The sequence below is a fragment of the Streptomyces sp. NPDC043996 genome (genome assembly GCF_056435225.1).
The window spans coordinates 217322-225281 of sequence record NZ_JBWKEY010000018.1 but is presented as its reverse complement, the minus strand read 5'-3'; the positions used below and the strand labels follow the sequence as shown (position 1 = coordinate 225281).

At 74.0% G+C, this 7960-nt stretch carries 3 protein-coding genes and 1 pseudogene; 2 read left to right on the top strand and 2 right to left on the bottom strand.

Annotated features, from left to right (window positions below):
• Both AC07A4_RS37230 and AC07A4_RS37225 read left to right on the top strand, forming a co-directional pair.
• Positions 1-199, top strand: a pseudogene (locus tag AC07A4_RS37230) (slipin family protein); the annotation flags it as partial.
• 103 nt (positions 200-302) lie between these two features.
• Entirely contained in the window at positions 303-2747 is a 2445-nt protein-coding gene (locus AC07A4_RS37225) for a polysaccharide lyase 8 family protein (protein WP_478607819.1), read from the top strand.
• A 43-nt stretch (positions 2748-2790) separates the two neighbouring features.
• Here the strand turns inward: AC07A4_RS37225 and AC07A4_RS37220 are convergent, their stop codons facing one another.
• Together AC07A4_RS37220 and AC07A4_RS37215 are read right to left on the bottom strand one after the other, a co-directional pair.
• Positions 2791-5346, bottom strand: a complete 2556-nt coding sequence (locus AC07A4_RS37220; protein ID WP_478607817.1) for a DUF4118 domain-containing protein — start codon at positions 5344-5346, stop codon at positions 2791-2793.
• Positions 5347-5389: 43 nt separating this feature from the next.
• The gene (locus tag AC07A4_RS37215) at positions 5390-7957 is read right to left on the bottom strand and encodes an ATP-binding protein (protein ID WP_478607815.1); all 2568 of its coding nucleotides are present in this window, start codon (positions 7955-7957) and stop codon (positions 5390-5392) included.
• Between the last annotated feature and the right edge of the window lie 3 nt (positions 7958-7960).

Genomic DNA, 7960 nt, shown 5'->3' with positions numbered 1-7960 from the left:
CGCCGCCGAGAAGAACTCCACCCTCGTCCTGCCCTTCCCCGTCGAACTCCTCCGCTTCCTCGAACGCGCCCAGACCACCCCACCACCCCCACCGAACCCCGCACCCGCACCCGCACCCGCACCCGCACCCGCCATCGGACCGCCGCCACCGAGCGAAAGCCCGCACCCGGCCAGCGGCCAGGCGGCCTCCGAGGGCTGAGGAAAGCCCGCCCCGCCCCCTTGAGCACCCCCACACCGCATGCTAGAAGGCGCTTGCTACGCGGCACGTGCCCCTTCTCCGCTCCCACGCCCCGGAGTTCCGCATGCCCCTGCCCTGGCCCCGCCGCACCTTCCTCACGACCACCGGTGTCTGTGCCCTCGCCCTCGCCGCGCCCCTGACCGCCGCCGGGGCCCCGCCGCCGGGCCGGGCGGTCACCGCCGACACCTACGCCGCCCTGCGCGCCACCTGGCGCGCCCTCGTCCTCGGCGAGGGGTTCAGACCGACCGACGAACCGTTCAAGAGCCGCCTGGCGGGCCTGGGCGCCGCGGCCCGGCGGTGGCGCGTCTCGATGGCGCCCGCGGACGGCTCGCTCTGGCCCGACCTGCCCTACGCCGACCCCGAACCGGACCAGGACCAGGACTCGTTCACGTACTCCGCGCACATCGTCGCCAGCTACACCCGCCTCGCGACGATGGCGCAGGCGTACTGCCAGCCCGGCACGGGCTCGACCGGGGACGACGGCCTTCGCGACGCCGTCCTCACCGGGCTCGACCACCTGTACGCGCGGGTCTACCACGAGCGTCAGCAGCGCTTCGGCAACTGGTGGAGCTGGCAGATCGGCGCCCCGCAGGCGCTGCTCGACACCTGTGTGCTGCTGTACGACGCGCTGTCGCCGGACCAGGTGTCCCGCTTCTGCGCGGCGGTCGACCACTTCGTACCTGACTCGGCGGTCGCCCGCTACACCGGCACCAGCACCGGCGCCAACCGCGTGGACCTGTGCCGGGTGCTCGCGCTGCGCGGCGTGGTGGGCGCGAACGCGGCGAAGGTCGCGCTCGCGCGGGACGCGCTGTCCCCGGTCTTCCCCTATGTGACCAGCGGCGACGGCCTGTACGACGACGGCTCGTTCATCCAGCACACCTCCGTGCCGTACACCGGCTCGTACGGGGCGGTGCTGCTCGGCGGGCTCGGCCTGCTGTTCGCGCTGCTCGCCGGGTCGCCGTGGGAGGTGACGGACCCGCACCAGAGCGTCGTGCGCGACGCCGTCGAGAGGGCGTGGGCGCCGTTCCTCTACAACGGCCTGGTCATGGACGGCGTCGCGGGCCGTGCCCTCAGCCGGGGCGTCGCCGCCTCGGACGCCGGGGCCGTCCAGTCCGACGACCATCTGCGCGGGCACGCGATCCTGGCGGCGATCGTGCTGCTCGGCGAGAGCGCGTCCCCGGCCGAACGGGCCCGCTGGCGGGGCCTGGTGAAGGGCTGGGCCCGCCGCGACTCCTACAGCCCGCCGCTCGCCGACCCGCAGCTGGGCCTCGCGGCTCTCGCCAGGATCAAGGAGGTCGAGGACGACGCGGACGTCGCCCCGCTGCCGGAGCCGACCGGCCACCGGCTGTTCCCGAACATGGCGCGGGCCACGCACCGGCGCCCCGGCTGGGCCGCGTCGATCAGCATGGCCGACGCGCGGATCACGTACTACGAGACCGGCAACGGCGAGAACCTCCGCGGCTGGCACACCGGCTCTGGGCTGCTGTACTGGTGGGGCGACACCTATGCCAACGGCCAGTACAGCGACGCCTTCTGGCCCACCGTCGACCCCTACCGGCTGCCCGGGACCACCGCCTCGCGCAAGGTGCTCGCGGACGGCGCGGGCGGCGACTGGGGGGCCGCGCGTCCGGCCGTGAGCTGGGTGGGCGGCGCCACGGACGGTGCGCGGGCCGCGCTCGGGCAGCACCTGAAGGGCCTGCGGAGCACGCTGTCGGCGCGCAAGTCGTGGTTCTGCCTGGACGACGCGGTCGTGTGTCTGGGCGCGGGCATCACCTGCGCGGACGGCACCGCCGTGGAGTCGACGGTCGAGAACCGCAACCTGGGGGCGGTGAGCCGTGCCCCCTTCCAGGCCGACGGCTTCAGCGAGCCCGTCACCACACCGTGGTCGGCGACCCTGACCGGCGCCAGGTGGGCGCACATCGGCGGCCACGGCGGCTATGTCTTCCCCGGCGGCGCCACCGTGCGGGCGCTGCGCGAGCCGCGCACCGGCAGGTGGAGCGACATCAACAGGGGCGGCTCCACCGCGCCGCGCACCCGCACCTACCTCACGCTGTACGTCGACCACGGCACCGATCCCACGGACGCGACGTACGCCTATGTGCTCCTGCCGGGGGCGAGCGCGGCCCGCACCGCCGAGCGCGCCGCCGACGCGGACTGGCTGCGGGTCCTCGCCAACTCCGGGGCGCGGCAGGGGATCAGCGTGCCCGCGCTCGGCTGCACCGCCGTGAACTTCTGGGCGGGCGGCACGGCCGGGCCGCTGACCGCGAGCGGGCCCTGCGCCGTGCTGGTCGGCGAGCGGCGGGACGGGACGGCGACGGTGTGCGTCAGCGATCCGGCCCGCGCCGCCGGAGCGGGCCTGACGGTGACGTGGCACCGGCCGGTGGCCGCGGTCACCGCCAAGCCCGCCACGGTCACCTCCGTGGCCACGGGCGCGTCCCTGCGGGTCGTGTTCGGTGACCTCGCGGCCGCGCGGGGCGCCACGCAGAAGCTCACCGTGCGGCTCGGCTGACCCCGACCGGCGGGCGCCCCGCGAGCGGGGGTGCCCGCCGACGCTACGAGGTGGCCGAGGCCGGGAGGTCCGGCCGGGTCTGCGGGCGTCCGGGGACCATCCGCAGGATGAGCACCATGGTGAGTCCGCCGCCGGGGGTGTCCTCCGCGAAGAGGCTGCCGCCCATCGCCTCGGTGAAGCCGCGGGCGACGGCGAGGCCGAGGCCGACGCCGCTGCCGCGCGGCGAGTCCCCGTAGCGCTGGAACGGCTCGAAGATGCGCTCCTTGCCGTCGTCCGGCACTCCGGGGCCGCGGTCCACGACCCGCACCTGGACCTGGTCGGCCAGGGCGCTGGCCGCCACGAGGACGGCGTCGCCCTCGGGGCTGTACTTCAGGGCGTTCTCTATGATGTTGGCGACCGCGCGCTCAAGCAGGCCCTTGTCGGCGGCCACCATGGGCAGCTCTTCGGGGATGTCGAGGAGGACGTCGTCGGCGCGGCCCGTGATGCTCTCCAGGGCCATCGGCACCACCTCGTCCAGGTCGATCTCGCGGACCATGGGCGCGACCGTGTCGGTCTGGAGGCGGGACATGTCCAGGAGGTTGCCGACGAGGTGGTCGAGCCGGTCGGCGCCCGCCTCGATCGCTTCGAGGAGTTCGGCCTGGTCCTCCTCGGACCACTCGATGTCGTCGGAGCGCAGCGAGGAGACCGACGCCTTGATCCCGGCGAGCGGGCTGCGCAGGTCGTGGCTGACGGCGGCGAGCAGGGCGGTGCGGATGCGGTTGCCCTCGGCGAGGGTGCGGGCCTTCTGGGCCTCGGACTGCAGCCGCTGGCGGTCCAGGACGACGGCGGCCTGCGCGGCGAACGCGGCGAGCACGCGCCGGTCCTCGGCGGGCAGCATCCGGCCCGTGAGCGCGAGGGACATGTAGTCCCCGACCGGCATGTCCACATCGGCGTCTTCCGGGCGCGCCGGGTGCGAGTCCGTGCCGACGCTCGCCACCCGGCCCCACAGGGAGATGTCGCTCTCGCGCTCCATGAGCGCCACGGAGTCCATGGCGAAGGTCTCCCGGACGCTCTCCAGGAGCGACTCCAGGCTGTTCTCGCCGCGCAGCACGCTGCCCGCGAGGTGGGACAGTATCTCGGACTCCGCCCGCAGCCGGGCCGCCTGGTGGGTGCGCCGGGCCGCCAGGTCGACCACGGACGCCACGGACACCGCGACCGCCACGAAGATCACGAGGGCGACGATGTTCCGGGGGTTGGAGATCAGTATGTGGTGGACCGGTGGCGTGAAGAAGTAGTTCAGGAGCAGGGAGCCGAACGCGGCGGAGGCGAGCGCGGGCAGGAGTCCGCCGAGCAGGGCGGCCGCGACCGTCACGCTCAGGAACAGCAGCATGTCGTTGGCGAGGCCGAGCCCTGGCGCCACGACCCGCAGCAGCAGCGTGAGCAGGGTCGGCCCGCCGATGCCGATGAGCCAGCCCCAGATGATCCGGTCGCGGCTGAGCCGCGCGCTGCGCGGCGTCCTGGACAGTCCGGTGCCGGTGCCCACCTCGTCGTGCGTGACGAGGTGGACGTCCAGGTCGGGTCCCGACTCCTGGGCGATCATCGCGCTGACGCCGGGCCCGAACATGTTCTGCCAGGCCTTGCGGCGCGAGACGCCGAGGACGATCTGGGTGGCGTTCACGCCCCGGGCGAAGTCCAGGATCGCCACGGTGATGTCCTCGCCCACGACCTGGTGGAAGGAGCCGCCGAGGTCCTCGACGAGGGTGCGCTGGACCGCGAGCTCCTTGGGCGAGGCCGAGGTCAGGCCGTCGCTGCGGGAGATGTAGACGGCGAGGACCTCGCCGCCCGCGCCCTTCTCCGCGAGCCGGGCGGCGCGGCGCAGCAGGGTGCGCCCCTCGGGTCCGCCGCTCAGGCCGACGACGATGCGCTCGCGGGCCTGCCAGGTGGAGCGGATGTCGTGTTCGCCGCGGTACTGCTGGAGGTACTCGTCCACGCGGTCCGCGACCCACAGCAGGGCCAGCTCCCGCAGCGCTGTCAGGTTGCCGGGACGGAAGTAGTTGGAGAGCGCCGCGTCGACCTTGTCGGCCTTGTAGATGTTGCCGTGCGCCATGCGGCGGCGCAGGGCCTGCGGCGACATGTCGACCAGCTCGATCTGGTCCGCGCGCCGCACCACCTCGTCGGGCACCGTCTCGCGCTGGCGCACCCCGGTGATCGACTCGACCACGTCGCCGAGCGACTCCAGGTGCTGGATGTTCACGGTCGAGATCACGTCGACGCCTGCGTCGAGGAGCTCCTCGACGTCCTGCCAGCGCTTGGCGTTGCGCGAGCCCGGCACGTTGGTGTGCGCGAGTTCGTCGACGAGCGCCACCGCCGGGGCGCGCCGCAGGACGGCGTCGATGTCCATCTCCGTGAACTTCGCGCCCCGGTACTCCAACTCCGCGCGCGGCACCTGCTCCAGGCCGTGCAGCATCACTTCCGTACGGGGACGGTCGTGGTGCTCCACGAAGGCCACGACGCAGTCGGTGCCGCGTTCGACCCGCCGGTGCGCCTCGGACAGCATCGCGTACGTCTTGCCGACGCCCGGTGCCGCCCCCACATAGATCCGAAGCTTGCCGCGTGCCATAGGTCTCGTCTCTGGGCTCGGGGGTGATGGCTGCGCCCACCACTTAAAGGCGCTCAGAATGCCAGACGCCAGAGCCGCGCGCAGCGTTCACCTCCGACAAGCCTTCGGCCAAGCCTTCGGCCATGCTCTCGGCGAAGGGCAGGGAGAGGACCATCGTGAGTCCGCCGCCGGGGGTGTCCTCGGGCGTGAGGGTGCCGTCCATGGCCTCGGTGAGCCCCCGGGAGAGGGCGAGGCCGAGGCCGAGGCCCGTGGTGTTGTCGGTGTCGCCGAGGCGCTGGAACGGCTCGAAGACGCGGTCGCGGTCGGCGGCGGGGAGCCCGGGGCCCCGGTCGACCACGCGCACCTCCACGCGGCCCGCCAGGGCGCTCGCGGTGACCAGGACCTTCTCGCCGGGCGGGGTGTGGCGGGCGGCGTTGCCCACCAGATTGGCGAGCACCCGTTCCAGGAGCGGCGGGTCGGCGAGGACGGCGGGGATCTCCTCCAGGCTGCCGGTGTCGACCGGGCAGGTCACCGGCAGCGAGTCCAGGGCGGGCGGCAGGACCTCCTCCAGGGCGGTGGCGCGCAGTTCCAGCTTCAGGGCGCCCGCCTGCAGGCGGCTCATGTCGAGCAGGTTGTCGACAAGGCGGTTCAGCTTGGTCATCGACTCGTCGGCGGTGGCGAGCAGCTCCTGCCGGTCCTGCTCGGAGAAGTCCAGGTCGCGGCTGCGCAGCGAGCCGATCGCGGCGAGGGCCGCGGCCAGCGGGGTGCGCAGGTCGTGGCCGACCGCGCGCAGCAGGGCCGTGCGCATCCGGTCGGCGGCCTTCACCGGCTCCACCTCGGCGGCGGCCTCGGCGAGCCGGGCCCGCTCCACGGCGGCGCCGACGTGCGCGGCGAACGCGGCGAGAACGCGCCGGTCGGCGGAGGGCAGCGGGCGGCCGCGCAGCACCAGATAGGCGTCGGTGCCCGCGGGCACGGCGGTCACCAGCGGGTCCGTGGTGTCGGGCGGCTCCTCGACGAGGTCGGCGACGTCCACGCCGAAGGCCTCGCGGGCCCGGTCGAGGAGGGCGGGGATGGGCCGCCCGCCGCGCACGATGGTGCCCGCGAGCGAGGACATGGTCTCCGCCTCGGCGGTGGCGCGGGCCGAGCGCCGCGACAGGCGCAGCGAGCGGTCGACGACGGCGGCGACGGTGGCGGCGACGATCGCGAACACCACGAGCGCGATCATGCTGTTGGGGTCGCCGAGGGTGAAGTGCCCGACGGGCGGCATGAACCAGTAGTTGAGCAGCAGGGACGCGGTGACGGAGGCGACCACCGCGGAGGCGACGCCGCCGATGCAGGCCACGCCGACCACGGCGAGCAGGAACAGCAGGGCCTCGCTGGTGAGGTTCAGGTGCTCGCGGGCGACGTCCAGGTCGAGGAACGAGGTGAGCGCGAGCGGCAGGAGCAGCCCGGCGACGGGCCCGCCGACGCGGCGCGGGCCCGACAGGGTGCGTCTGCGGGACGGCAGCAGGGTGCCCGCTCCGGCGCGCTCGTGGGTCACGGTGTGGACGTCGATGTCCCCGGAGGCCTCGACGACGGACTCGCCGGTGCCGCGGCCGGTGAGGAACCGTTCGAAGCGGCCGCGGCGGCTGGAGCCGAGCACGAGCTGGGTGGCGTTCTCGGCGCGCGCGAACTCCACCAGGGCGGTGGCCACGTCGTCGCCGACGACCGAGTGGTAGCTGCCGCCGAGGTCCTCCACCAGGCGCCGCTGGCGGGTCAGGGAGGCGTGCGAGGTCCCGGCGGCGAGTCCGTCGCTGCGCGTGACGTGCACGGCGAGCAGTTCGCCGCCCACCGAGCGGTCGGCGATGCGGGCGGCACGGCGGACCAGGGTGTCGCCCTCGGGGCCGCCGGTGAGCCCGACGACGACGCGTTCGCGGGTCTCCCACACGCCGCCGATGCCGTGTTCGGAGCGGTACTCCTGGAGGGCCTCGTCGACGCGGTCGGCGACCCACAGCAGGGCGAGCTGGCGCAGCGCCGTGAGGTTGCCGGTCCGGAAGTAGTTGGCCAGGGCCGCGTCGACCTTCTCGGGAGCGTGGATGTTGCCGTGCGCCATGCGGCGGCGCAGCGACTCGGGGGCGATGTCGACGAGTTCGACCTGGTGGGCGCGGCGCACCACGTCGTCGGGGACGGTCTCGCCCTGCGGCACCTTGGTGATCTTCTCAACGACGTCGTTGAGGGACTCCATGTGCTGGATGTTGATCGTCGTCACGACGTCGATCCCGGCGGTGAGCAGCCGGTCGATGTCCTGCCAGCGCTTGGGGTTGCGGCCTTCTCCGGGGACGTTGGTGTGGGCGAAGTCGTCGACGAGCGCGACCTGCGGGCGGCGGGCGAGCACCGCGTCCAGGTCGAGCTCGGTGAACTCGGCGCCCTGGTAGGAGCAGCGGGCGGGGTCGACGACGGCCACGCCCTGGGCGCGCGCTTCGTGCAGGGCGGCCTCCGTGTGCGGACGCCGGTGGCACTCGACGTAGCCGACGACGACGTCCGCGCCGCGGGCGGCTCGGCGCCGCCCCTCGTCGAGCATGCGGCAGGTCTTTCCGACCCCCGGTGCCGCTCCGAGGTAGACCTTCAGCTGTCCGGGTCGTACGTCCGTCATCGC